This is a genomic window from Burkholderiales bacterium (assembly GCA_036262035.1).
Classification (GTDB): domain Bacteria; phylum Pseudomonadota; class Gammaproteobacteria; order Burkholderiales; family SG8-41; genus JAQGMV01.
Genome location: DATAJS010000015.1, coordinates 1 through 23,932 on the forward strand (window position 1 = coordinate 1; position 23,932 = coordinate 23,932).

General features: G+C 64.8%; 26 protein-coding genes. 16 read left to right on the top strand and 10 right to left on the bottom strand.

The window, feature by feature from the left end:
• Nucleotides 1-186 precede the first annotated feature (186 nt).
• Complete coding sequence (locus VHP37_18670) at nt 187-273, top strand: hypothetical protein (GenBank protein ID HEX2828385.1); 87 nt, start codon at nt 187-189, stop codon at nt 271-273.
• Nucleotides 248-466 carry a hypothetical protein gene (locus VHP37_18675; protein HEX2828386.1) on the top strand — a complete coding sequence of 73 codons (219 nt, stop codon included), beginning with the start codon at nt 248-250 and terminating at the stop codon, nt 464-466. The genes VHP37_18670 and VHP37_18675 overlap by 26 nt, the downstream gene beginning before the upstream one ends.
• A 519-nt stretch (nt 467-985) precedes the next feature.
• Here the strand turns inward: VHP37_18675 and VHP37_18680 are convergent.
• A complete protein-coding gene (locus tag VHP37_18680) occupies nt 986-2,233 on the bottom strand; it encodes an IS110 family transposase (GenBank protein HEX2828387.1) in 1,248 nt (415 codons plus the stop codon).
• A gap of 316 nt (nt 2,234-2,549) precedes the next feature.
• On the opposite strand from VHP37_18680, the gene VHP37_18685 reads away from it, so the two are divergent.
• The 4 genes from VHP37_18685 (at nt 2,550) to VHP37_18700 (ending at nt 5,062) form a co-directional block, all read left to right on the top strand.
• Complete coding sequence (locus VHP37_18685; GenBank protein HEX2828388.1) at nt 2,550-3,056, top strand: hypothetical protein; 507 nt, start codon at nt 2,550-2,552, stop codon at nt 3,054-3,056.
• Nucleotides 3,057-3,243: 187 nt separating this feature from the next.
• On the top strand, nt 3,244-3,483 hold the full coding sequence (locus tag VHP37_18690; protein ID HEX2828389.1) for a hypothetical protein: 240 nt from the start codon (nt 3,244-3,246) through the stop codon (nt 3,481-3,483).
• A 61-nt stretch (nt 3,484-3,544) separates the two neighbouring features.
• Nucleotides 3,545-3,724 carry a hypothetical protein gene (locus tag VHP37_18695; protein ID HEX2828390.1) on the top strand — a complete coding sequence of 60 codons (180 nt, stop codon included), beginning with the start codon at nt 3,545-3,547 and terminating at the stop codon, nt 3,722-3,724.
• Between the two features lie 858 nt (nt 3,725-4,582).
• Nucleotides 4,583-5,062, top strand: a complete 480-nt coding sequence (locus VHP37_18700) for a VOC family protein (GenBank protein ID HEX2828391.1) — start codon at nt 4,583-4,585, stop codon at nt 5,060-5,062.
• A gap of 151 nt (nt 5,063-5,213) precedes the next feature.
• On the opposite strand, the gene VHP37_18705 is transcribed toward VHP37_18700, so the two are convergent.
• Complete coding sequence (locus VHP37_18705) at nt 5,214-6,209, bottom strand: tripartite tricarboxylate transporter substrate binding protein (protein ID HEX2828392.1); 996 nt, start codon at nt 6,207-6,209, stop codon at nt 5,214-5,216.
• A gap of 17 nt (nt 6,210-6,226) precedes the next feature.
• Here VHP37_18705 and VHP37_18710 point away from each other — a divergent pair, with 17 nt between their 5' ends.
• Nucleotides 6,227-7,072 (top strand): metallophosphoesterase, encoded by an 846-nt coding sequence (locus tag VHP37_18710; protein ID HEX2828393.1) that lies wholly within the window; start codon nt 6,227-6,229, stop codon nt 7,070-7,072.
• Between the two features lie 5 nt (nt 7,073-7,077).
• On the opposite strand, the gene VHP37_18715 is transcribed toward VHP37_18710, so the two are convergent.
• The gene (locus VHP37_18715) at nt 7,078-8,040 is read right to left on the bottom strand and encodes a tripartite tricarboxylate transporter substrate binding protein (protein HEX2828394.1); all 963 of its coding nucleotides are present in this window, start codon (nt 8,038-8,040) and stop codon (nt 7,078-7,080) included.
• A 5-nt stretch (nt 8,041-8,045) separates the two neighbouring features.
• On the bottom strand, nt 8,046-8,390 hold the full coding sequence (locus VHP37_18720; GenBank protein ID HEX2828395.1) for a hypothetical protein: 345 nt from the start codon (nt 8,388-8,390) through the stop codon (nt 8,046-8,048).
• A gap of 68 nt (nt 8,391-8,458) precedes the next feature.
• Here VHP37_18720 and VHP37_18725 point away from each other — a divergent pair, with 68 nt between their 5' ends.
• From VHP37_18725 to VHP37_18750, 6 genes are all read left to right on the top strand, one after another.
• Nucleotides 8,459-9,238, top strand: a complete 780-nt coding sequence (locus VHP37_18725; GenBank protein HEX2828396.1) for an aldolase/citrate lyase family protein — start codon at nt 8,459-8,461, stop codon at nt 9,236-9,238.
• A gap of 16 nt (nt 9,239-9,254) precedes the next feature.
• A complete protein-coding gene (locus tag VHP37_18730) occupies nt 9,255-10,292 on the top strand; it encodes an LLM class flavin-dependent oxidoreductase (protein HEX2828397.1) in 1,038 nt (345 codons plus the stop codon).
• 14 nt (nt 10,293-10,306) lie between these two features.
• Entirely contained in the window at nt 10,307-10,804 is a 498-nt protein-coding gene (locus tag VHP37_18735) for a VOC family protein (GenBank protein ID HEX2828398.1), read from the top strand.
• 85 nt (nt 10,805-10,889) lie between these two features.
• Nucleotides 10,890-11,861 carry a tripartite tricarboxylate transporter substrate binding protein gene (locus VHP37_18740; protein HEX2828399.1) on the top strand — a complete coding sequence of 324 codons (972 nt, stop codon included), beginning with the start codon at nt 10,890-10,892 and terminating at the stop codon, nt 11,859-11,861.
• 50 nt (nt 11,862-11,911) lie between these two features.
• Complete coding sequence (locus VHP37_18745) at nt 11,912-12,892, top strand: tripartite tricarboxylate transporter substrate binding protein (protein HEX2828400.1); 981 nt, start codon at nt 11,912-11,914, stop codon at nt 12,890-12,892.
• Nucleotides 12,893-12,911: 19 nt separating this feature from the next.
• Nucleotides 12,912-13,757: a TauD/TfdA family dioxygenase gene (locus VHP37_18750; protein HEX2828401.1), complete on the top strand. Its 846-nt coding sequence runs from the start codon at nt 12,912-12,914 to the stop codon at nt 13,755-13,757.
• Between the two features lie 174 nt (nt 13,758-13,931).
• Here the strand turns inward: VHP37_18750 and VHP37_18755 are convergent, their stop codons facing one another.
• The 4 genes from VHP37_18755 to VHP37_18770 form a co-directional block, all read right to left on the bottom strand.
• Nucleotides 13,932-15,068 carry an amidohydrolase family protein gene (locus VHP37_18755; protein ID HEX2828402.1) on the bottom strand — a complete coding sequence of 379 codons (1,137 nt, stop codon included), beginning with the start codon at nt 15,066-15,068 and terminating at the stop codon, nt 13,932-13,934.
• Between the two features lie 132 nt (nt 15,069-15,200).
• A complete protein-coding gene (locus VHP37_18760; GenBank protein ID HEX2828403.1) occupies nt 15,201-16,370 on the bottom strand; it encodes an amidohydrolase family protein in 1,170 nt (389 codons plus the stop codon).
• 54 nt (nt 16,371-16,424) lie between these two features.
• Nucleotides 16,425-16,646, bottom strand: a complete 222-nt coding sequence (locus tag VHP37_18765; GenBank protein ID HEX2828404.1) for a hypothetical protein — start codon at nt 16,644-16,646, stop codon at nt 16,425-16,427.
• Nucleotides 16,647-16,796: 150 nt separating this feature from the next.
• Nucleotides 16,797-17,774, bottom strand: coding sequence for a tripartite tricarboxylate transporter substrate binding protein (locus VHP37_18770; GenBank protein HEX2828405.1), 978 nt, complete (start codon nt 17,772-17,774; stop codon nt 16,797-16,799).
• 188 nt (nt 17,775-17,962) lie between these two features.
• On the opposite strand from VHP37_18770, the gene VHP37_18775 reads away from it, so the two are divergent.
• Entirely contained in the window at nt 17,963-19,675 is a 1,713-nt protein-coding gene (locus VHP37_18775; GenBank protein HEX2828406.1) for an amidohydrolase family protein, read from the top strand.
• A 57-nt stretch (nt 19,676-19,732) separates the two neighbouring features.
• On the opposite strand, the gene VHP37_18780 is transcribed toward VHP37_18775, so the two are convergent.
• A complete protein-coding gene (locus VHP37_18780) occupies nt 19,733-20,923 on the bottom strand; it encodes a M24 family metallopeptidase (GenBank protein HEX2828407.1) in 1,191 nt (396 codons plus the stop codon).
• A gap of 47 nt (nt 20,924-20,970) precedes the next feature.
• Here VHP37_18780 and VHP37_18785 point away from each other — a divergent pair, with 47 nt between their 5' ends.
• Complete coding sequence (locus tag VHP37_18785; protein ID HEX2828408.1) at nt 20,971-21,933, top strand: tripartite tricarboxylate transporter substrate binding protein; 963 nt, start codon at nt 20,971-20,973, stop codon at nt 21,931-21,933.
• Between the two features lie 41 nt (nt 21,934-21,974).
• On the opposite strand, the gene VHP37_18790 is transcribed toward VHP37_18785, so the two are convergent.
• Nucleotides 21,975-22,457, bottom strand: a complete 483-nt coding sequence (locus VHP37_18790) for a MarR family transcriptional regulator (protein HEX2828409.1) — start codon at nt 22,455-22,457, stop codon at nt 21,975-21,977.
• 119 nt (nt 22,458-22,576) lie between these two features.
• Here VHP37_18790 and VHP37_18795 point away from each other — a divergent pair, with 119 nt between their 5' ends.
• On the top strand, nt 22,577-23,932 hold the full coding sequence (locus VHP37_18795) for an ABC transporter substrate-binding protein (GenBank protein HEX2828410.1): 1,356 nt from the start codon (nt 22,577-22,579) through the stop codon (nt 23,930-23,932).

Genomic DNA, 23,932 nt, shown 5'->3' on the forward strand with positions numbered 1-23,932 from the left:
CGCATCGCCGATCACCCGATCAACCGCGTCGAGGAGCTGCTGCCGTGGAATGTGGCGAGCACGCTCGTGGATAACCCGGCCGTCGAACTCGCCGCCTGAATCAGCGATACTGCGTCAAGGCGGTGCTGACCGGACGGTTACCGATATCTGGTTTTTGGCGCCTCGAAGAACGGCAGATACCTGGTGGTGTCTTATACTGAGCGCGAAGAGCGGATTCGCTTGATTTCCGCACGAACTATGACCCCGCGTGAGCGCAGAGCATATGAGCAATGACAAAGACACCCTTCGGGACGAATATCCAGAGGATCTGATTCGAAGTGGCATTCGCGGCAAGTATGCCGCGGCGTATCGCGAAGGCACGAACATCGTGCTCATCGAACCAGACCTCCACAAGCTATTCCCCGATTCCGAAGCAGTGAACCGTGCCCTGCGCGAGTATGTCGCAGGTAAGCGAACGGCAACCTAACCGCGCGTTCGAGCGGAGCGCCCGTCAGCATCGCTGCCGGGGTCGCTACGCTTCTCGGCGCCCGCTCAACGCGAACGTTAGAGCACATGGCTGGGCGCATAAGGAAATCGAGATACTGGTGGCTTGCGCTTTGCGGCAGCGTGTTGCTGGTGCCATTGATCCCCGCCCTATGCATCTTGCTCATCGGCTTACTCGCGCCCGGGCGGGTGCCATGGTCCGCCACAAATGCAGCAATACCAGTTGGAGCAGCAGCCTCGCTGGTCGCGTCCGGCTACGTTCTTTACAGGGGCCCGGGGTTGGCCGTTCTCAGGCTGCTGATTTTTGTCTTGCTCTTTTACCCAATGGTTTTCTTCGCACTCGGAGAATTCTTTACCTCAGAGGCGTGTGTAACTCAGCAGGGCAAGTTCATTGATCTGCAGCGGCAGTATCGAGAAATCCAAGAGGCTCGAGGGGCTTCGTGTGAATGAAGCTCTAACTCACGCCCTGAGGAAGTCCGTCAAGCATTTTCCACGCGGTTGTCTACGTCATCAGCGGCGAGCCGCGGCGCTTAAGGGCGCTGAGGTAAGTCGCCTCATCGTAGGGCGTGCCGGTCTGCCAGCAACGGTAAACGATTCGGATCCACTTGAAGGCCAATGCCCGCAGCGCCGCCTGACGGGATGAGCCTTTGGCGCGTTGTTGTCGGTAGTAGGCTTCGGCCCAGTAGCAGTACGGAATCGAGTGCGCCGCCCATTCCACGAAGGTCTGCCGCACGAACTTCGGGCAACGCAATCGCCAGTGCACCCAGCACTTGTTGCCGCTGCGTTGGGTGACTGGCGCGACACCCGCATAGCTCTGCATTCGATTCGCGCTGTCGAAGCGTTCGCGTTGTTCACCGAAAGCGACCAGCAGTCGGGGCGCGAACACCGCACCGGCGCCCGGCAGGCCGGCGAACAGCTCGTAATCGGCCAAGGTGGGCGCTACGACAGCGATTTCGGCATCGAAGCGTTCGACCGCCTGCAGCAGCACACGCAACTGCTGCGCGAGGCTGATCACCATCAGGCTGTTGGGCCCGACGACGCTCGGATCGTCGGTCAACGGCGAGGCTGCCATGATCGACTGCACGCGCCGCTCGACGATGTGGCCGTAGCGCACGTTGTGCTCGTGGAAGAACGCCTGTAGCCGAGCCTTGCGCGCACGCTGGGCCTGTTTGAGCGTCGGCCAACGGCTCACGAAATCACAGAACACATAGGTATCCTTGTCCTTGAACCACTCCACCACCTGAGGGAAGTATTCCTTGAGCGCCGCCGTCATCCTGTTGGTGACGCGGCGCACCTCGTCGACCAGCGTGCGGCGCTGCTGCACGAGCCTTTCGAGCTTGCGCATGGCCGCGCTCTGTGGCCGCAGAACGCACAGTCTCTCCGGATGGCGCAGCAGCATTTCGAGCGCGAGCTCGGCATCGGTGGGATCGTCCTTCGCGCCGCTGACGCAGAACGTAGATCTGTAACCGGCAAGCGTGCTCGGGTTGACCGGGAACAGCACCAGGAACTCATGGCGTTGCAGCGCACTGACCAGCGGCCCACGAGCGATCTCCAGGCACACAGCGATCGGCTGCCCGGCGAATCGCTGCCTCAGGCCCAATGCCCAACACTCGATCGCCTCAGGCCGATGGACAATGACGCTATGCTCGTGCGCATCGCTACCGGCCGCCTTCAGGCAAACATCGTGTTTCTGATCGCCCCAATCGATTCCGACGAAAGCAGCGAAGCTCTGATCGGCTGATGATTTCATGAGAAACCTCCTCGATGCTAAAGTTGGAGGTCAGGACGTGCGAGCCGGGCGAGGCGAAGGCAATATGGGGAGCCGTGCGAGGGCGTACCCTGAGTATTCGTTAAGCGACCGGCGCACCCGCGGACTCGAATGTAAGTTAGTGAGCATCGCGTGCTGCTAGTTGGATATTCGTAGTCCGCGGGCGCATGTCCTGGTTCGACCAGCAGATACCTGCCGGCTGTGATGAGTATCACTCCGAAACAGAACGGACTACCTATATCAGTGCTGCAGCGGACGGCTGCAAGCGGCCGCCGCTGAACACGTCGTTAGAGCTCAGATGCGTCTTCTTTTGATAATCGTCGGCCTCCTTGCTGCTGCTACCGCACAAGCGCAGGACACAAACCTTTTTCGCATCGGGCCACTTTCATTGATCTTCCCGGTGACGTGGCAATTTGATGGGTCGAAACGACCAATCGAAGGCCGCGGCCCAGACGGCGAGCACGCGATCGTGTCGTATCGCGGTTTGAAGCCAGATGCGCCCGAGTCTGTTCGAGAGAAACACATGGCACTTGTCCGCGGTTTTGCAGAAACGGAAATGCCGGGTCTCGCCACGAAGAATGGTACGGTGGTTAAGCCCGTGACGGAAGTGGCGCTTGGTGGCAGACGTGTTATGTTCACCGCAGTATCGCAAGGCTCTAAGTCGCTCCGTGACTACTACTTCGTGCAGTACCTGCTAGGATCACCGAGTGCGATGGCGTACTTTACGTTTGAAGGTTATGGCAATGCCGCCGAGGCAAGCCAACGCCTCGACAAGATAGTGGCTACTCAACAGTGGGCCGACTGAGCTCTAGCTCAGTTCGAGCCGACGCGATTCGACGCTGCGCGCCTCATGGCGCGGCTCAACCAGGCGTTATGCAACATAGGGACGTTGACGCTTGCCTCCGAAAGTTCGAGAACTCATCGCAGAACTTGAACGAGCCGGCTTCGTCAAAACAGCGCGCCGTTCGGCGCGCGATCGAGGAGTCGAAATCTTGAACGAGAGTGCGAAATACGCAAAGATCGTCGAATGGTCTGACGAAGACCAATGCTACGTGGGTAGCGCGCCCGGCCTGGTTTATGGCGGCTGTCACGGCTCCGATGAGAAGGCTGTGTTTGAGGAACTCTGCCAGGTCGTGGAGGAAGCGATCGCGCTCTATCACAAGGACGGCAAGCCTCTGCCTCCGCCGACGTCGGGACGGGATTTCGCAAACAAGATGCAGAATGTTGGATAACTATGTGTTGCGGCGGACGGCCACAAGCGGCCGCCGCTGAACACCTCGTTAGACGTCAGACATGGGTGATCTCGCGTTCGCTTTGGTCGTCGGCGTAACCTTCGGTGCAGTGGTCTCCGTTCCGGCATTCGTGCTTTTCAAACGACGCGAACTGCAACTGGTCATGGCTGCTGTGTTCGCGGCGGTTGGTCTCGGAGCCTTGAAACTGGTCCTAGGACATGCCGCCGAGGTTTGGAATTAGCAAACGCTCGTGCTTGTCGCCATGGGCATCGGATTAGCATGGCTGACGTCAGCGGCTATTCGGAAGAGACGGGACCGCAATGTGGTCTAACCCAGGTTCGAGCGCACGCGCGGCCGGCGTGCCGGCCTGCGCCGCTCAACAAGTCGTTTGGCGGCACGTGTCCTACTTCCACCTCGTCGCCGGGCTTGCGATATTTGGTGGTGGTTTTCTTCCTATGCCCGGATGATGGAAGCTGGTCCGGATTGCCGCATCGGTGATGATGGCGATGTTCTTGCCGCTGCTTCTTGGTGCGCTGCTCGATCCGCTGAATGCCGAACGAATTCGATCGTATTGCGCCGACGCGGGAGCCACCGATGTCGAAGTGCGGCCTTTTCCAACTCACGATGGCGTGCGCTTCACCAGGAGCCCCGGAAGCGCTATGCCAAGCGCACAGTGGTTAGAAGCAAAATCACTCGTAAGGGACCGTCACCCGTCGAGATTCAATGAATAGCATGATGGCTCATATTCCGATGCACGAGCGCACAGGCTCTGGGGGCTCGCCGCTCACGGTCCCGGCCGTTCGCGTCGGGGCAACCGCTCTGGGTGCGCTCGCCGTGGGTGCTGTCGCGATCGGTGCGTTGGCTATCGGCGCACTCGCCATCGGTCGCTTGGCGGTAGGGCGTGCCCGTTTCCGTCGATTGGAAGTCGACGAGCTCATCGTTCGAAAGCTCGTCATCCCCGACAAGCCGGAGGCGGTGCCTCCGCGCCCCCGCGAGCGATAAGGACTCGTCGCCGAGGGTTGCCATAGCCTCCCATCCGGTTTCGAATAGCCGGATGCGTAGGCGTTAAAACCCACCCCCGCCCCGGGACGGCTCGGTCATGATCAAGCTCCAGCGCATCGGCCACATCCTCATCAACGTTCGCGACGTCGAGCGCTCCAAGGCGTTCTACACGAACATCCTCGGGTTCAGGATGCTCGAGCAGGACCCGGGGCACGGCGGCGTGTTCCTCTCGCTCGGCGAGTACGGCAACACGCTGGACATCTTTCCCAGCGCGGATCCCAACGCCTACCCGCAGCCGAAAGCGGGTGTCGGCAGCCGCGAGGGTCTGGGCGTGAAGCACATGGCGTTCGCCGTGGAGACCGAAGCGGAGCTGAAGAGCGCGTACTTCGCGCTTCAGGACGCCGGCGTGTCCATCCATCGCGCGATCGATCACACCAGCCAGAAGAGCATCTACTTCTACGACCCCGACGACAACCTGCTCGAGATCGTGTGGGAACGGCCGAACGTGCAGGAGATCTTCAGGCAGGGCCGCGGCGACAACGACGCGCCGCTCACGTTCGAGCGGCCCGCGCCGTAGGCGCGCGAGACCTGGTGGTCTCCAGCGCCACCCCGCCGATGAGGCCAGAACGGCGACAGGCTGGCGAGCAGGACCTTGTTGATCGGCCAGGTGATGCCCCAGCCGAACACGGCGAGCGCGAGCCCGGCGATGCCGCGAGTGATCGCCGTCGTCAATCGATCCGCACGCCGGTTTTACGGATCACGGGCGCCCACTTGTCCGATTCGCTGCGGATCAGCTTCGCGAAGCCTTCGGGCGTGCCGCCGATCAGGTCGAAGCCCTGCGTGTTGAGCGCGCTCTTCACCGTCGGATCCTTGAGGATCGCATTGATCTCGGCGTTGAGCCGCCGGACGATAGCCTGCGGCGTGCGCGCGGCGACGAGGATGCCGTTCCACGCGAGCGCCTCGAAACCGGGATAGCCCGCTTCGGCGACCGTCGGGATGTCGGGCAGCAGCGGAAAGCGCTTCGCCGACGTCACCGCGATGGCGCGCAGCCTTCCCGCGCTGATCTGCGCCTGCAACGGCTGCATCACCGCGAACAGCAGTTGCGTGTCGCCCTGTGCGGTCGCGGTCACCGCGGGCGGCGAGCCGTTAAAAGGAACGTGGACGATGTCGATGCCGGCGGTCGCTTTCAAGAGCTCCATCGTGAGCTGCGAAGAGCTGCCGTTGCCCACCGACGCATAGTTGAGCTTGCCCGGGTGCGCTTTGGCGTATGCAATGAGCGCCTTCACAGACGTCGCCGGCAGCCCCGCGTTCACGGCGAGCACGTTCGGCTGGCTCGAGGTGACGATCACCGGAGCGAGATCTTTCAGCGGGTCGTACGGCAGCTTCGCGTACAGGTGCGGTCCGAACGCGAGCGGGCCGTTGAACGAGATGACCATGATGTAGCCGTCCGGCGGCGACTTCGCGACGATATCGGCTGCGACCGTGCCGCCCGCCGCGGGCCGGTTATCGACGACGACCGGCTGCGCGAGGCGCGTTCTGAGGTTGTCGCCGATGACGCGGGCGATGACGTCCAGAGAGCTGCCGGCGGGCGCCGACGCGACGAACCTGAGCGCATGGTCGGGCCAGCTTTGAGAGTGTGCCGCATCGGTGACGACGACGGCGGCGAGCAGCGCTGGCAGAGAGGCAAACAGCTTGTGGCGCATGCTCCAATCGTAAAGCATCATGATGTATCGTTCACGACATGACCCCCGAATTCCGCCTCACGCAGGTCGCCGACGTTCATCTCGGCGCCGGCCAGGAGCATCACCTCGACAACTGGATCAAGGTATCGCGCTGGATCGCACGCGAGCGCCCCGACCTCGTGGTCGCCAACGGCGACCTCATCATGGGCGATCCCGACGACGAGGCCGATTACGCATTCGCCAGAGAGCAGATCGGCGCGCTGCCGGTGACGTGCCGCTTCCTGCCGGGCAATCACGACATCGGCGACAACGTGGTCTCGGGCAAGATGCCCAAGCGCGTGAACGACGTGAGGCGCGGGCGGTTCCTGGAGTATTTCGGCGAGGATCACTGGTCGTTCGAGCGCGCGGGCTGGGGCTTCGTCGGCCTGAATTCGCAGTTGATGGGCAGCGCCGGCCAGGCCGCCGAAGCCGAGCAGTGGACGTGGCTCGAGCGCGCGCTCGGCGAGTTGCGCCCGCGGCCCGTCGCGCTCTTCCTGCACAAGCCGCTGTTCCTCGATCACCCCGGCGAGCCGGATCACGAGGATGCGATGCTGCGCCAGTCCTGTCTCGACTCGGAAAGCCGTGCCCGTCTGCTCGCCTTATGCAGAACCTACGGCGTGCGCCTGGTGAGCACGGGACACAAGCACCAGACGCGCGCGTTCTCGCTCGACGGCATCTACTACCTGTGGGCGCCTTCGACGGCCTGCGTGAACGGGCCGCCGACGACGCTGCACTGGGGTGTGCGCGAAGTCGGCTTCGTCGATTATCGCTTCAGGCCGGACGGTTTCGACCATCGCATCGTCGGCGCCGATTTCCTGTTCCGTCACGAGAACTACATCCGGAAGTACGGCTCGGGCGCGGAGTAACCGATTCAATCCACCTTCGCGCCGGACGCCTGCACGATCTTCTGGTATTTGGTCATCTCCGCCTTGACGAACGCCGCGAACGCTTCGGGCGTATTCGGCATCGCCTCGGCGCCGAGTGTGGCGAGACGGTCCTTCATGACCGCAGTGTGAAGCGAACGCGCGATTTCGGCGTTCAACCGCATCACGATCTCGCGCGGCGTGCCGGCCGGCGCGAAGACGCCGAACCACGTGCCGATATCGAAGCCGCGCAGGCCCGAGTCGCTGATCGTCGGCAGCTCCGGCAGGAACGGCGAGCGCTTGAGCGTCGTCACTGCGAGCGCGTGCACGCGTCCCGCCTTGATGCTGGGCAGTCCCGACGCGAGATTGTCGAACATCAGCGAGACGTGCCCGGCGAGCAGATCGGTTACCGCGGGCGCCGCGCCCTTGTAGGGGATGTGCGTCATGTCGACCCCGGCCATCGTCTTGAACAGCTCGCCCGCGAGATGGCCGGCGCTGCCGGTGCTGCCGGAGGCGAAGTTCAACTGGCCTTTGCGCGCTTTCGCCAGCGCGATCAGCTCGCGCACGTTCTTCGCCGGCACCGAGGGGTGGACGACCAGCACGTTGGGCACCGACGTCACCAGCGTCACCGGCGCGAAGTCCTTCACGGGATCGTACGGCAGGCTCTTGTAGAGCCAGACGTTGATCGCGTGCGTGCTGACTGCGCCCATCAGGATCGTGTAGCCGTCGGGCGGCGCTTTCGCGACGACGTCCGCACCGATGTTGCCGCCCGCGCCGGGTCGGTTGTCGACGAGCACCGGCTGCCCCCACGCCTTGTTCAGGTCCTGCCCGATCGAGCGCGCGACGATGTCGAGCGGTCCGCCCGCGGGGAAAGGCACGACGAAGCGGACGGCCTTCGACGGGTACTGGGCGTAGGACGCCGCCGAAGAAGCCAATGCAATGACGACGAATACGCGGGGCAGGTTTCTCATCCAGCTCATATCGGCAGCAAAGGTTCCTTGCGGTCCGCCGGCAGATCGGCGTCGAACGAATTGACGACCAGCGCGAGCGACGCGTAGTTGCCGAGGAAGAGCGCGAGCTCGATCGCGCCGCGCTGTCCGAGCGTCTCCATCGCGAGCTCCTGGAGCTTCTTCGGGAGCGACGACTCGCCGCGCAGGAACCTGTTGAAGCCCATCAGGCGCTGGTGCGCGTGTGGCAGATGAAGCAGTAGCGAGCCGGGGCCGAAGCGCGGCACCGATCCCGCGGCTTTGACGATCTCGTCGTAAGCCCCGCGCTGGTTTTCGGGAACGCTCTCGCGGCTTGCCGGTGGAAGTCTTGCCATCGCCGTCTCCATATATGCCGAGCCACGCGTAGCGTATAACATTCACCTCTCTGCCGGGGAGGTCGTCCATGCGTGCGAATACGCTCAAACAGAAGCTCGAGGCGGGCAGGCCGGCTTTCGGCGTCATGCTCACGTTCCCCTCCGCGCCCGTCGTGGAGATGCTCGGCTACATGGGCTTCGACTGGATACTGCTCGACAACGAGCACGGCTCCATCACGGTCGACACCGCCGAGGACGTCATCCGCGCCGCCGAGCTGACCGGTATCGCGCCGGTCGTGCGGCCCGTCGTCAACAGGCCCGACTCGATCGCGCCCTTCCTTGATCGCGGCGCGTGGGGCGTGCAGGTGCCGCACGTCAACACGCGCGAAGAGGCCCAGGCCGCGGTCGACGCGTGCAAGTATTTTCCGGACGGGCAGCGCGGGGCTTACAGCCGCGGCAGGCCCGCCCGTTACGGGATGAGCGGACCGACGCAGGAGTACTTCGCGCAGGCGAACGCGAACACGCTCGTCTGCCTGATGCTCGAAGAGGTGGTGGCGCTGCGCAACATCAGGGAGATCGCGAGCGTGAAAGGCGTCGACGTGCTCTTCATCGGCTCGGGCGATCTTTCGCAATCGATGGGTTATCCGGGGCAGCAGTCGCATCCCGAAGTGCTGGCCGTGATGGAAGACGGCGTTAAGGCGATCCGCGAAGCGGGCGTGGTCGCCGGCGTGAGCTGCCCGGACGCGCTGATTCCGAAATTCCTGGGCCTGGGCGTTCGTTACTTCCACAGCAACGTCTCGAGCCTGCTGCAAAGCGCCGGCCAGTCGTATCTGAAGACCGTACGGCAAGCCGCGGAATCGAACCGATAGCCATCGGGGGACAGGCATGGACTTCGGCATCTTCAATCTGATGGGATCGCGCGAGCCCGACAAGCCCGCGGCGCAGGTGTTCGGCGAGGTCGCCGAGCAGACGAGGCTCGCCGACGAGCTCGGCTACGGGATCGCCTGGTTCGCCGAGCACCATTTCTCGAATTACTGCCTGTGCGCATCGCCTCTGATGATGGTGGCGCACTGCGCCTCGGTCACGCGCAGGATCCGGCTCGGCACGGCGGTGGTCGTGCTGCCGCTCTACAACCCCGCTCGCCTCGCCGCCGAGATCGCGACCGTCGATGCGCTGTCGAACGGCCGGCTGATGCTCGGGATCGGCGCGGGTTATCAGCCGTACGAGTTCGAGCGCTTCGGGGTCGACCTCTCGCAGAACCTCGAGATGACCAACGAGTTCGCCGACATCCTCGATCTCGCGTTCAGCCGCGAGTTCTTCAGCTACGAAGGCAGGCACTACCGCATACCGGAGACGCACATCCCGGTGCGGCCGGTGCAGAAGCCGATCCCGATCTACGTCGCGGGACACGTGCAGCCGATGTTTCGCGCGGCGGCGCGGCACGGTTACCGCGTGCTCACGTCGGGGCGCGTCGACGGCATCCCGCTGCTCGAACAGCAGTACGCCGACATCGTCGCCGCGTTCGCCGCCGAGAACGTGCCGCTGTCGAAGGCGCACGTCACGCTGAACCGCTTCGCGCACATCACCAAGAGCCGCGACGAGGGCATGCGTTTTGCCGAGAACGCGCGTTACCAGTCGCGGCTCGCCTCGAGCCTGAGGCGCCGCAAGGAAGTCATGCAGGGCACGTGGCTCGTCGACGTGCCTTTTCCGAACGAGCCGTCGCTCGAAACGATCTACGACAACCTGCTCATCGGGGACGTCGAGACCGTCGCGGAAAAGCTCGTCGCGGAAATCCGCGCGGCGCACCCGGTGCACGTGTGCTTTTCGTTCAAGGTCGGCGACACGCCGCACAAGGACGCGATGCGGTCGATGGAGCTGATGATGCAGGAAGTCAAACCGAGAGTAGAGAGAGCGCTGGCTTAAACGAGGAGACGGTCATGAGCTTCAGCATCAAACGCGTGGGGCATCTCGTGCTGCGGGCGAAAGACATGCAGCGCTCGCGGCGATTTTTCGAGCAGGTGCTGGGCTTGCCGGTCGTCGCGGTCAACGAGCGCGGCATGGTGTTCTTCAGCACCAACGTCAAAGACAACCACCACATGCTCGCGCTGATGCCGGCGCAGGAGGGCGCGGCGATGCCCACGCCCGACCAGGTCGGCATGCAGCACGTCTCGTTCGAGCTCGGCAGCTTCGCCGAGCTGCAGGACGCATGGCAGGCCCTCAAGAAACACGAGGTGACGATCGACCACACCGTCTATCACGGGATCACCAAGAGCATCTATTTCTTCGATCCCGACGGGAACCGGCTCGAGCTCTACTGCAACGTGCCGGAAGAGGAATATCGCAAATCGGCGCCGCAGCCGTACTCGAGATACGGTGCGATCGAGGACGAGCTCGAAGGCAGGGTCCCGCAGCGCGAGGGGACCGTCGCGCCCTAGGACGCACCTGCTTCCAGAAAAATCAACCGCCGTTACGGAGGTGCTGCCACCCGACTGACCCGAAGCACATGACCGGGGAGGACCCATGAGACCTCGCTACGTCATACTCGTCTCCGCACTGTTCTGTGCAACCGGCGCGCACGCGCAAGGCTGGTCGCCGCAACGCAACGTCGAGCTCGTCGTCGGGTTCGTCGCGGGCGGCGGCATGGACCGCACGGCCCGCAGCCTCGACCGCATCCTCGTTTCCCACAAGCTCGTGACATCGGGCGTCACCGTCATGAACAAACCGGGCGGAGGCAGCAACATCGCCTACACCTACACCAGCCAGCGCCCGGCAGACGGACACACCATCATGATCGGCGGCGGGACGCTGCTGACCAACCACATCATGGGGACGAGCAAGCTGCACTACTCGGACTTCACGGTGATCGCGCTGCTCTTCAACGACTACCCCGTATTCGCGGTGAACGCAGCCTCCCCGATGCGCAACGGCAAAGACGTGATCGAGCGGCTGAAGGCGGACCCGCGATCGGTGACGACCGGTTACGCCGCGGTCGGCGGCGGCAATCACCTCTCCGCGGTCCTGCTCCACAAGGCGATCGGCGGCAGGACCGCGGATCTCAAAGGCGTCTCGTACAAAGGCGCCGCCGAAGCCATCACCAGTCTCCTCGGCGGTCACATCGATCTCACCGCGACCTCGGCCGGCGGCGTGATGCCTCACGTGGCGGTGGGGAAGCTGCGGGTCGTCGCGGTGGCCGCGCCGCGGCGCCTCGGCGGCGCGCTCGCCGGCGTTCCGACGTGGAAGGAACAGGGCGCCGACGTGGTGTACGGCCTCTGGCGCCTCGCGCTGGGTCCGAAAGGCATGGCGGCCGCGCAAACCGCCTTCTGGGAAGACACGCTGCGCAAGGCGACGCAGACCCCCGAATGGAAGTCCGACATGGAGCAGAACTTCTGGTCGGACGAGTTCGTGGTCGGAGAGGAGTTCCGCAAGACCCTGGCGCAGGAATACGCCACGACCAGGGCCCTGTTCGTCGACCTCGGACTCGCCAGGCACTGACGCGAGAGACCGCCGATGTGATTCGTGCAAGCCCAACGCCGGAGGGTCACATGAACACTACGTTGCTTCGGACGCTCGTATTGCTCGCCGCATCGCTCGCAGGCAATACTGCGTGGAGCCAGGCTTATCCCACCAAATCGGTGAGGCTCATCATCGGCGGGCTGCCGGGCACGGCGCCCGACATCATCGCCCGCGTCATGCAGCCGCACGTTTCCGAATCGCTGGCGCAGCCGCTCGTCATCGACAACCGGGGCGGCGGAGCGGGCGTCCTCGCCGGGCAGATCACCGTCACCGCGCCTGCCGACGGCTACACCGCGCTCCTCACGGGCGGCGGCGGGATGAGCATCGTTCCGTTCCTCACGAAAAAGCGCCCTTACGATCCCGTCCGGGATTTCACGCCGATCACGCTCGTCACCATCGCGCCGATGGTGTTCGCGTGCCACCCGGCGCTGCCCGCCAAATCGGTCCAGGACCTGATCGCGCTCGCGAAGGCCAGACCCAAGGAGCTGCTGTTCGCCTCGCCGGGCGTCGGTTCCATCCATCACCTCGCGATCGAGATGTTCAATCGCGCCGCGGGCGTCGGCATGGTGCACGTGCCCTACCGCGGCGGGCCGCCGGCGGTGATGGACGCGATCGGCGGCCGGGTGCAACTGGTGGTGACGACGGTCATCCCGTCCCAGCCGCACGTGAAGGCCGGCAGGCTGCGGCCGCTCGGCGTCACCAGCCTGAAGCGCGTGAACGTATATCCCGAAGTTCCGACGGTGTCGGAATCGGGCCTGCAGGGATTCGAGGCGCTGCAGTGGTTCGCGATGTTCGCGCCGCGGGCTACGCCGGCGGCGATCAGGGAGAGGCTCTTCAGCGAAGTCCGCAAAGCGGTGGAGATCCCGAGCGTCGCATCGGCGCTCGCCGAGCAGGGGCAGGACCTCGCGGTCAACGGGCCGCAGGCGCTCGCGGAGTTTCAACGCACCGAGATCGCGAAGTGGCATAAGATCATCGTGCACCTGCGCGAGTCCGGCATCGTCCTGGAGTGACAGACAGCGAGAGGCCCTCATGGATTACCAGCTCACACCGCTCACCAACCACGGCATCGGCGCGGAGATCCGCGGACTGGACCTGCGAGAGCCCGTCGACGACGAGACGCGCAAGGCGCTCAACGCCGAGCTCGCGAAGCACCATGTGCTCTGTTTTCGCGACCAGAAGCTCAGCGCGGCGCAGTTCGCGCATGCGGGCGAGATCTTCGGCGAGCTCATGTCCCATCATCACAAGGACGTGCGCGCCGAAGGCCATGGGGAGGTGTACGAGGTGCGCAACGTGCAGGTCGCGCCGGGCAAGTACCGCATCAACGGCGGGAGCTTCCACACCGACCATTCGAACCACCCGATCCCGCCCAAGGCGACCGCGCTGCATCCGGTGTCGCTGCCGAGCTACGGCGGCGACACCCAGTTCGTGGACATGCACGCCGCTTACGACGATCTACCGGAAGCCACGAAGCATCGCATCGAGGGCCGCACGGCGCTCCACGTGTTCGAGAGCAAGTTCAGCACGCGCAAGCTCAAGCCCCTCGACGAGCAAGGGCGCGCCGCCTTACCGCCGCCCAGCCGACACCCGCTCGTGCGCGTGCATCCGGAGAACGGCCGCAAGGCGCTCTACATCAATCCGGTGCGCATCGAAGCGATCGACGGCATGACCGAGCCCGAAGTCGTCGCCCTCGTTCAGGAGCTGACGGCGCACGCGACGCAGAAGAAATACGAGTACCGCCACCAGTGGCGCTACGGCGACCTGGTGATCTGGGACAACCGCAGCGTCATGCACCAGGCGAACGGCGATTACGACATGAGCGAGGTGCGCCACCTCCATCGCATCATGGTCAAGGGCGAGGCGGTGATCGCTGCGTGAAGGTCATCGCGAGTCGCGCCCTCAGCTAATCGTCATTCCCGCGAAGGCGGGAATCCATTTGCGAGACTCAAAAGTCAAAATGGATTCCGGATCGCGCTGGCGCGCGTCCGGAATGACGTGTTTGGATTCCGGATCGCGCCGTCGCGCGTCCGGAATGACGATTTACGGGAACGTTCAGGAATTGATCTTGTAAAGCCTCGCCGCGTTGTCGACGAGCACCTGCCGGCGCTCGTTGTCGGGAACGTCTTCGAAGCAACGCGCGATCGCCCGGCGGCTTTCCGGCCACGTCGAGGTGCTCTGCGGGAAGTTCGTGCTCCACAGCATGTTGGCGACGCCGATGTGCTCGCGCGTCTTCGGTCCGGTCGAATCGAACCATCCCACGAACGCGCACTGCCTCTTGAAAAGCTCCGAGGGCGTGTGCTTGTAACCTTCGGTGTGCAGGCGCTGGCGCTCGAACTGGTGATCGGCGAGCTCGAGCTCGTAAGCGCCCCACGCCAGCGAGGTCTCGGCGAACACGACCTTCAGCTTCGGGAAGCGGTCGAGGATGCGCGAGAACAGGAAGTTCGCGACCACCAGCACCGTGCTGACCGGGCGCGTGATCGCCTGCATCGCGGAGGCGATCTGCGGCGAGAATCCGGCATACGGCGGAAACTCGATCTTGCGCGATGCGCCCGCGTGGAAGCACACCGGCACGTCGAGATCCTGGCACGCCGCCCACACCGGATCCCAGGCGGGCTCGTTGATGTGCGGCACCTCGCGCAGCATCATCGGCACCGAAGGCATGACGACGCCGCGGTGACCTTTCGCGACCGCGCGCCTGATCTCGGCGACCGTCGCATCGATCGGCGCCAGCGGCACGATGCATTGCGGAATGAATCGCGGGCTCGCGGACGCCCATTCGTCGATCAGGAAGTCGTTGTAGGCCTGGACGCACGCGAGCTCGAGCGCCGGGTCTTCGATGCGGCCGAACGTCTCACCCGCGCGGCCCGCGACGGCGGGATAGAGCACCGAGCAGTCGACGCCGTCGACGTCCATCGCCTTCAGGCGTTCGGCGGGGTTGAACGCGACGGGCGGAACGTCTTCCCAGCGCTGCGGCTCGCGCGCGCGGTCGGGCATCGCGGCGCCGGCGAGCGCCACGCCTTCGAGCTCGACCGGCTGGCCGTCGACCAGCCAGCGCTCGTTGCCGTCGCTCCCGCGCTCGAGGTGCGGAATGCGATCGCCCCATGTCGACTTGGACATGCGGCGGGTCCAGACCTCCGGATGCTCCTGAACGTGATCGTCGGCGCTGATGAATCCGTATTGGAGTCCCATGTCGGCTGTATCTCCTGTGGCGGCTCTGGGAAGCGGGTCATTGCGAGGAGCGACGAAGCAATCCCGAAGCGTTGGAAGCGTGCGCCACGAGATCGCTTCGGCGCATCGCGCCTCGCGATGACCGCGATGTTCTTACGCGAGACCGTAGAGGCGCATCGCGTTGCCGTAGCAGAGCTGGTCACGCTCCTGCTTCGGCACGCCCGCCAGGATTCGATCGACGAACTTGCGCGACTCGGGATAAGTCGACGTCGAATGCGGGAAGTCCGATTCCCACATGATGTTGTTCATGCCGATCTGGTGCCTCAACTCGATACCCGCGCGCTCGTACCAGAAGTCGACGTAGAGCTGGCGCTTGAAGAGCTCGCTCGGGCGAGTCACGACGCCTTCGGTCCACAGGTGGCGGCGCTCCCACTCGTGGTCGCACATCTCGAGCATGTAGTTCACCCAGCCGATGCCGGTCTCGGCGCAGACGAAAGGCAGGCGCGGAAAGCGGTCGAGCACACCCGAGAAGATGAGGTTCGGGATGAATTGCGCCTGGGTCGAGAATCCGCCCGCCGGACCCATCGCCTGTCCCTGGTTCTGCGTGAAGCCTTTCCAGCGCGGGATCGAGATCTTGTTCAGCCCCGCGCTCGAATGCCAGTGGATCGGCACGCTTAAGTCCTGGCACGTCGCCCACAGCGGGTCCCACCACGTATCGTTGAAATGCTTGAGCCCCGGACGCGTCGTGCTCGGCTCCGCGAGCATCACGACGCCGCGGTAGCCTTTCCTGACCGCGCGCGTAACTTCCTTCGCCGCCACTTCGACGTCGGAGAGATACGGGATGATGCACAGGGGAATGTAGCGGTCGCTCGTTTCTCGCCATTCGGCGAGGCCGTCGTTGTAGGCCTGGACGCACGCGAGCTCGAACTCGGCGTCGCCCTGGAATATCGTGCCGCTCTGTATCGGGTCGTTCGGGAACAGCACTTCGCCGTCGACGCCATCGTCGTCCAGGGCCTTCTGGCGCTCGATCGGATCGTAGACCTTGGGCGGCACTTCCTCCCAGCGCTGCGGAAACGTCTGCCGCATGTCGTCGCCCATCACCGTCGGACAGTTCACCGTCCCGCGGTTGCCGACGAGCTTGCCGTTCACGAACCACCGCTCGACCGGCTTGTCGCGGGGAATGGCCATGTCCGCCTTGTCCGTCGTCTCGCGAAGCTGCGGTATGGCGTCTCCGAACTTGCGCGCAGACATGCGGCTCGTCCAGGTGTCCTTGTGCAACTGGGCGTGCGAATCGCAACTGATGAGTCCGTGCTGGATCTGCATGGTCCGGTTCTCCTTCCCTTCAGTCAGAGATGCGGCTTGCCCGGGGTTCCCGGCCTACTGGGGCTCGATGCCGACGTCCTTCACGAGCTTCGCCCATTTTGCGCGCTCGCTGCGGATGGGACTTCGCCACAGCAGCTGTCGATGGAGCTGCGCGACGCTCGTCGCCGGCACCGACGGATGCACGGCCAGCAGGTTGGGATTGCTGCCGACCAGGCCGACCGGTGCAAAATCCGTATCGGGATCGTAGCCGAGTTTCTTGTACAGCGCAGGGCTCACGGCGAGCGATGCGATGTTGCAGGAGCGGGCGGTTCGGAAAACCGGTTCTCGAGGGCTGGGCCGCCATTGCGCCGGCCGAAGCCGCAGACAACGCAGAGATGACAACGACGCCAATGCGTTTCATCGACGGCCCTCCTGCCTTTGGGGCGCTTACTGCGGGTCGATGCCGACGTCCTTCACCACCTTCGCCCACTTCGCGCGCTCCGAACGCACGAAGGCCGCGAACTTGTCGGCGATCAGCGGCGTGAGCTGCATGCCCTGATCGGCAAGCTGCTTCCTCACGTCGGGCTGCGCGAGCGCCGCCACGAGCGCGCTGCGGATCCGGGCGAGCACGGCTTCCGGCACGCCCGCCGGAGTGCACAGGCCCTGCCACGAGATCACCTCGAAACCGGTCATGCCCGATTCGGCGAGCGTCGGCACGTCAGGCAGGTCGGGGTGGCGCGTCGTCGAGGTCACGCCGAGCAAACGGACCTTGCCGGCGCGCAGCGCCCCCGTATACGTCGGCACCGTCGAAAACATCGCCTCGACCTGACCACCGAGCAGCGCCACCAGCGCCGGCCCCGCGCCCTTGTACGGAACGTGCACGAGCTCGATGCGGGCGTGCATCCGGAACAGCTCCATCGACAGCTGCGGCGAGGTCCCCACGCCGGCGGAGGCGTAGTTCATCTTGCCCGGACGGTTCCTGGCGAGCGCGATGAACTCGGGAATCGTCTTCGCCGCGACGGACGGGTGCACCGCGAGCGCGTTCGGTGTGCTGCCGATGAGACCCACCGGCGCGAAACCGGCGACGGGATCGTAGTTGAGCTTCTTGTAGAGCGCCGGACTGACCGCCAGCGATGCGATGTTGCAGGCGAAGATCGTGTAGCCGTCCGGCGTCGCGTTCGCCGCGATCTCCGCGCCGACGGTCCCCGCGGCGCCGGCACGGTTGTCGACGACGACCTGCCGGCCGAGCTCTTCGGCGAGCGGCACGGACACCACGCGCGCAACGAGGTCGGCCGAGCCGCCCGGAGGGAACGGCACGATGTAACGCAGCGGACGGCTGGGAAAATCGGATTTCGCGGGCTGCGCGAGCGCGCCGCCGCTCACGACGGCCAGCGCTGCCAGGACAACGAAGCGGATGAGTTTCATCCGTGGCCCTCCTCATCGACGAGGACCCTTCCTTGTCGCTCGGTGCCACGGGCCGACGCCATCGCCCGGAAACCGAGCTCGTGCGTAGCTTGTTGTAGCGGCCAGTCTACGCCCCGCGTCGCCGCAGTCCAGCGCATTCGGTATGATGGCCGGACCGCGCAGCACCCATCCGCCGAAAGGGAGCCGACATGCCCTACGATCTTCTGATCAAGAACGGGACGGTGATCGACGGTTCAGGCCTGCCCCGCTTCCGGGCCGACGTCGGCGTCAAGGACGGCAGGATCGCCGCGATCGGCCGCATCCGCGACGGCGCGGCCGACGTCATCGATGCCGAAGGCCACGTCGTCGCGCCCGGCATCATCGACGGCCACACCCACATGGACGCGCAGGTCTTCTGGGACCCGCTCGGCACCTCCTCCTGCTATCACGGCATCACCACGGTCGTCATGGGCAACTGCGGTTTCACGCTCGCGCCGTGCGCCGAGAAGGACAAGCACCTCGTGGTGCGCAATCTCCAGCGCGCCGAGGACATCCCGGCGGAAGCGATGGAGGCGGGCATCAAGTGGACGTGGACGAGCTATCCCGAATACCTGGACGCGCTGGACGCGCTGCCGAAAGGGATCAACTACTCGGGCTACGTCGGTCATTCCGCGATCCGCACGTTCGTCATGGGCGAGCGCGCGTTCGAGGACGAGGCGACCGAAGACGATCTGCGCGCGATGGAGCGCGAAGTGCGGCAGTCGGTCCGGGCCGGCGCGATCGGCTTCACGAGCTCCCGCATCCCGACGCACGAGACGCCCGAAGGCCGTCCGGTCGCGAGCCGTCTCGCGACGTGGCAGGAAGTGCGGCGGCTGGTGAACGCGATGGGCGAGCTCGATGCCGGCATCTTCGAAGTCGCGGGCGAAGGTGTCGATCGCACCCCCGGCGACCCCGGCCTGCGCGACTGGCACGTGCGGCTGCGCGATCTCGCGATCGAATCGGGAAGGCCGATCACGTTCGGCCTGTTCGGACGGGAGAGCTCGCCGGGCACGTGGAAGTCGTATCTCGATCTCCTGGACGAGACGAATGCGATGGGCGGCCGCATGTTCGCGCAGGCGCACAGCCGCTCGTTGTCGGCGCTGCTCTCGTTCAGGACGCAGATGCCGTTCGACCGCCTGCCGATCTGGAAGGACATCCGGAAGCTGCCGCTGAAGGAGCAGGCCGCGAAGCTGCGCGATCCCGAGCTGCGCCCGAAGCTCGTGCAGGCTTCGACCGCGCAGGATCCGCGCCGGGCGCTCGGCACCGAAGCGCGCCAGCGCGAGTACGAGAAGCTCTACGTCTTCGACACCGTGGAAGGACCGCACCGCAGCGTCGCCGACGTCGCGCGCGAGCGGGGTCAGCATCCGGCGGAGACGATGATCGACCTCGCGCTGGAAAAGGATCTCGACTTCTTCTTCCTCATGCCGGTCGCGAACGAGGACCAGGACGTCGCGCTCGAGATCCTGCGTCATCCGCGCACGCTGCCGACGTTCTCGGACTCCGGCGCGCACGTCTCGCAGCTCATGGATTCGTCGCTCCAGACGCACTATCTCGCGCACTGGGTGCGTGAGAAGCAGGCGTTCACGCTCGAGCACGCGGTGCACATGCTGACGTGCGTTCCGGCGACGTACTGGGGCTTCCACGACCGCGGGCTCATCCGCGAAGGCATGGCGGCCGACCTCATGGTCTTCGATCCCGAACGCATCGTCGCCGAGATGCCGGAAGTGGTCGACGACCTGCCCGCCGGTGCACGTCGGCTGGTGCAGCGTGCGCGCGGCGTGAAGGCGACGGTCGTCAACGGCCAGACGCTGCTGCGCGACGGGAAGCCCACCGGGGCGCTGCCCGGAAAGCTGCTGCGCGGCCCGCTGGCGCGAACAGGCTGAGCTTACTGCGTCATCTGCGTAGGCTGCGTTAGCGCCGCAGGCGCGTAACGCACCGCATTACGTGCGCACGAATTCCATCGGGTAGCGTTGCAGCGCGCGCGCGCCGTTCTCTTCGATCACCACGAGGTTCCCGGCCTGCACTCCGGCCTTGCCGTCCGCTGTGACGATATTTGGCTGGATCACGATTAGCATGCCGGCCTGGAAAGTCACGGGTCCGAGCTCGCGCTTGATCATCGCGCCCGGCAGGTCGACTCGCGGAGGCTCGATCTGCAGACCCCAGCCGTGGATGAGAATGTCGAGCGTACGAAAGCCTTCCTTCTCGATGAAGATCGCGGCGTTGCGCACATCGGTGTCGGTGGCGCCGGGCTTCAGCACGTCGAAAATGCGCTGGTAGCAGTCAGCGGCGACATCGTAGAGGCGCTGGTAGAGCGCCGTTGGCGGGGCCGCGATCGCGAACGGACGCTGGATCTGGCCGGAGCAGCCGCCCCAGCTCGCGCTGATCTCCGTCAGTACGACGTCGCCGCGCTGAAGCTTGCGATTGGACGGGTATTGCCATGGAAAGATGATCTCCGGCGCGGCCATCGGTGTGGCGCCGACGAACTGCAGCCGCACGTTGCCGCCGTGAGGCAGCACCGCCTCGTGGATGAGCCTCGAAAGCTGGTACTCGGGCATGCCCGGTTCCATGTTCTTCGCAAGGCGCTCGATGCACGCGTCCGTGAGCTCTGCGCCGCGCTCGAACCATTCGAGCTCTTCGGCGCTCTTTATCATGCGCGCGTCGACCATGACGTCCAGCGCGTCTTCGAACTGCGCCTCCGGCATCGCTTTGACGAGCGCATCGCGGTGATCGGCGAGCATCGAGCCCTTGGCGATGTTGCGGACGCCGGCGATGCCTATCCTGCCTTTGCCGCAGCCCAGGTCGATCAGGCGCTTGGCGATGTCGGATCCGGGATTGAGCGCGCCGCACTCGATCGACTCTCCTCGCCCGGCACGTTTCGCAGTGTGCAGGAAGAGCGGATAGCTCACGAAGAGATAAGGCCCGTGCTTACGCGTCATCACCACGTAATTCACCATCGGGTCGAGCCAATTGGTGAGCCAGTAGACGCTCGCCTGGTTTGCGGTGCGGCCGCCGGAATCGCCGGCGATCACGAGCGCATCGAGACCGCGCGCTTCCATCTCGCGCCGCACTGCCGCTTCGCGACGCTCGTACTCGCTTTCAGAAAAGCGCGGAAAGATCTGCTCCAGTGCCATGGTGTTCTCTCGGTGAATCGGAAGCGCACTATGCCATAATCGAACGCATGCTACGCATCTACACTGTCGTTCTCGCGCTCGTTTCCGTCATGCCGGTGCATGCGCAGGAAACTTATCCGACGAAGACTCTGCGCATGGTGGTTCCGTATTCGCCCGGGGGGCCGATCGACGTCTGGGGCCGCATCCTCGTACAAAAGCTGACGGAAGGTTTCGGTCACACGGTCATCGTCGACAATCGGCCGGGCGCGAACGGCATCGTCGGCAGCGAGCTTGTCGCAAAGAGTCCGCCCGACGGCTATACGTTCCTCTACCAGACCGGCAGCCACGCCGCGAATCCGTACATCTACAAGAAGCTTCCGTATGATTCGGTGCGCGATTTCCTGCCCATCACCCAGATGGCGTCTACACACGGCATGGTGCTCGTCGTGCATCCGTCGGTTCCGGCGAAAAGCCTGAAGGAATTCATCGCGCTCGCGAAATCGCGTCCGGGCAAGCTCAACTACGCCTCGGCCGGCGCCGGCAATGCGACACACCTCGCCGCGGAGATGATGAAAGCGGCTGCAGGGCTGGACATCACTCACGTGAGCTACAAGGGTGGCGGTCCTGCGCTCAACGACGTGATCGCGGGACAGGTCGAGACGATGATGGTGAGCGTTGCACAGGGCACGCCGTTCGTGAGAGCCGGCAAGGTGCGCGCGCTCGCTATAACGGCTGCCCATCGCGCGCCGCCGCTGCCGAGCATTCCCACCTTTCAGGAATCCGGCTTCCCCGATTTCGAGTTCGCCGGATGGCACGGCCTTTGGTTCCCCGCCGGCGTGGCCAAGGACCGGGTCGAGCGCATGCACAAAGAAGTCGCCCGCATCATGTTCTCGCCCGAGATCAAGCCGCGGCTCGAGGATCTCGGCCTCGTGCCGCTTGCGAGCTCGCCCGCCGACTTCGCGAAATTCATCGATCGCGAGATGGCGCTTTACGCGAAGCTCATCAAGGCGGCGAAGATCCAGCCGCAGTAGCGCGGGGAGCGGCGCCCAGCCGCGCTTGATCGCCTCTACGCCTAGCGCGAGGCGTGGCCCGACCGCTTCTTCTTAGCGGACACCGCGGGCTTGCCGTTCGAGAGCTCTCCGAAGAACTGTTCCAGCACAGGCCCGACGCGCTGGAGCTCGCGCCGGTGCATCGCCGCGAGCTTCGCCAGCACCTGGCGGCCGCGGGCGGTGAGCGCGAGCTCGACCTTGCGGCGGTCTTCGCTCGAGGGACGGCGCTCGGCGAGCTTTTCCTGCACCAGCCGGTCGACCAGGCCGACCGCGCTGTTGTGCTTGATGAGGAGCTGCTGCGCGAGATCGTTGATCGTCACCCGCTCGTCTTCGGGACACGCCCGCAGGATCAGCATCGCCTGGTAGTGCTGGGCCGTCAGGCCGGCGCCCGCGGCGGCATTCTCGCTGAACCGCAGGAAGCCGCGCAGCGCATAGCGGAAAGCCGCGAGCCGCGCGTAGTCGGCGGTCGTGAGCTTGAAGCGCTTCTCCGCTTTCTTCAGTAGCACGCAGGGTCTCCCGGGGGGTTCGCCGGTTTTACCACACCGCCCGGAATGCGCGTAATATCGTGTCGCGATATATTAGTAAAAGTATCGTGTCACGATACATAACCACCTGGAGGGAAGTCATGACGAAGGACCGCGGTTCGATGGTTCACAGTCCGGCCCGGCGCAGGTTCCTGGGCACGAGCGCCGCAGTCGCAGGCGGGCTCGTGCTGCCTGCCGGGCTGCCGATGCAGGCGCTCGCAGCAGAGCAGCACCCGCCGATCGGCACATGGCCGGCGGGCGTGCAGGGTAATTCGGTTTTCATCGGTATCGCCGTGCCGCGCACCGGCACGTATGCCGTGCAGGGCGAGGACGAGCTCAAGGGCTGGCAGCTCGCGATCGAGCACCTCAACAGCGGGCACCCGCTGATGAAGCAGATCTCGCCCAGGACCAAGAAAGGCGTGCTCGGCAAGGAAGTGAAGTTCGGCGTCGCCGATTCCGCCGCCAAGCCCAACGATGCCGTCCAGGCCGAGCAGCGCTTCATCTCCGAGAACAAGGCGATCCTCATGACCGGCTCGACGTCGAGCGCGGTCGCGGTGGCGCTCAACAAGCTCGCCGAGCGCGAGAAGGTGCTGTACGTCACCGGCATCTCCGGGTCGAACGACACCACCGGCAAGGACTGCGTGCGCTACGGCTTCCGCCAGTGCTTCTACGGTCAGACCGCCGCGGCGGCGATCGGTCCGGTGCTCGTGAAGGCCTACGGCAAGAACAAGAAGGCGGCGTATCTCACGCCCGATTACACCTACGGCCACACCGTCACCAAGTCGGTCGACGACTATCTCAAGACCGCCGGCTGGACGATGGTGACGAACCAGGTGGCGCCGCTCGGCGCGCCCGACTACTCGTCGTATCTGCTGAACGTCGCGAACTCCGGCGCCGACATGCTCGTCAACGTGAACTGGGGCCACGACGCGGTGCTGTCGATCCAGCAGGCCAAGCAGTTCGGCATCCTCGAGAAGATGAAGCTCGTGGTGCCGTACCAGATCCCGTTCCTCGCGCGCGAGGTCGGCGGCAACCTGCTGTCGGGCGTGTATGCCGCGACCGATTTCTGGTGGACGCTCGAAGACAAGTTTCCGCTCGCCAAGCAGTTCGTCGCCGAGTTCACGAAGAAGTACGGCTACCGTCCCGAGTGGGGCGCGAACAACGCCTACATGTCCTTCGCGCTGTGGGCCGACGCGGTCGAGAACGCGGGCACCTTCTATCCGCCCGACGTCATCAAGTCGTTCGAGGCGGGCCGCAAGCTCCAGTCGACGGTGGGCGAGGTGTACTTCCGCAAGGAGGACCACCAGCTCGTGCGGCCGGTCGTCATCGTGCGCGGCAAGACGGCGAAGGAGATGAAGAACAAGGAGGACTACTGGGAGGTGCTCGACGTCGTCGCCGGCGCACCGCTCATGCAGAAGCCCGACGCGTTCGGCTGCAAGCTCGGCTCCTACACCTGA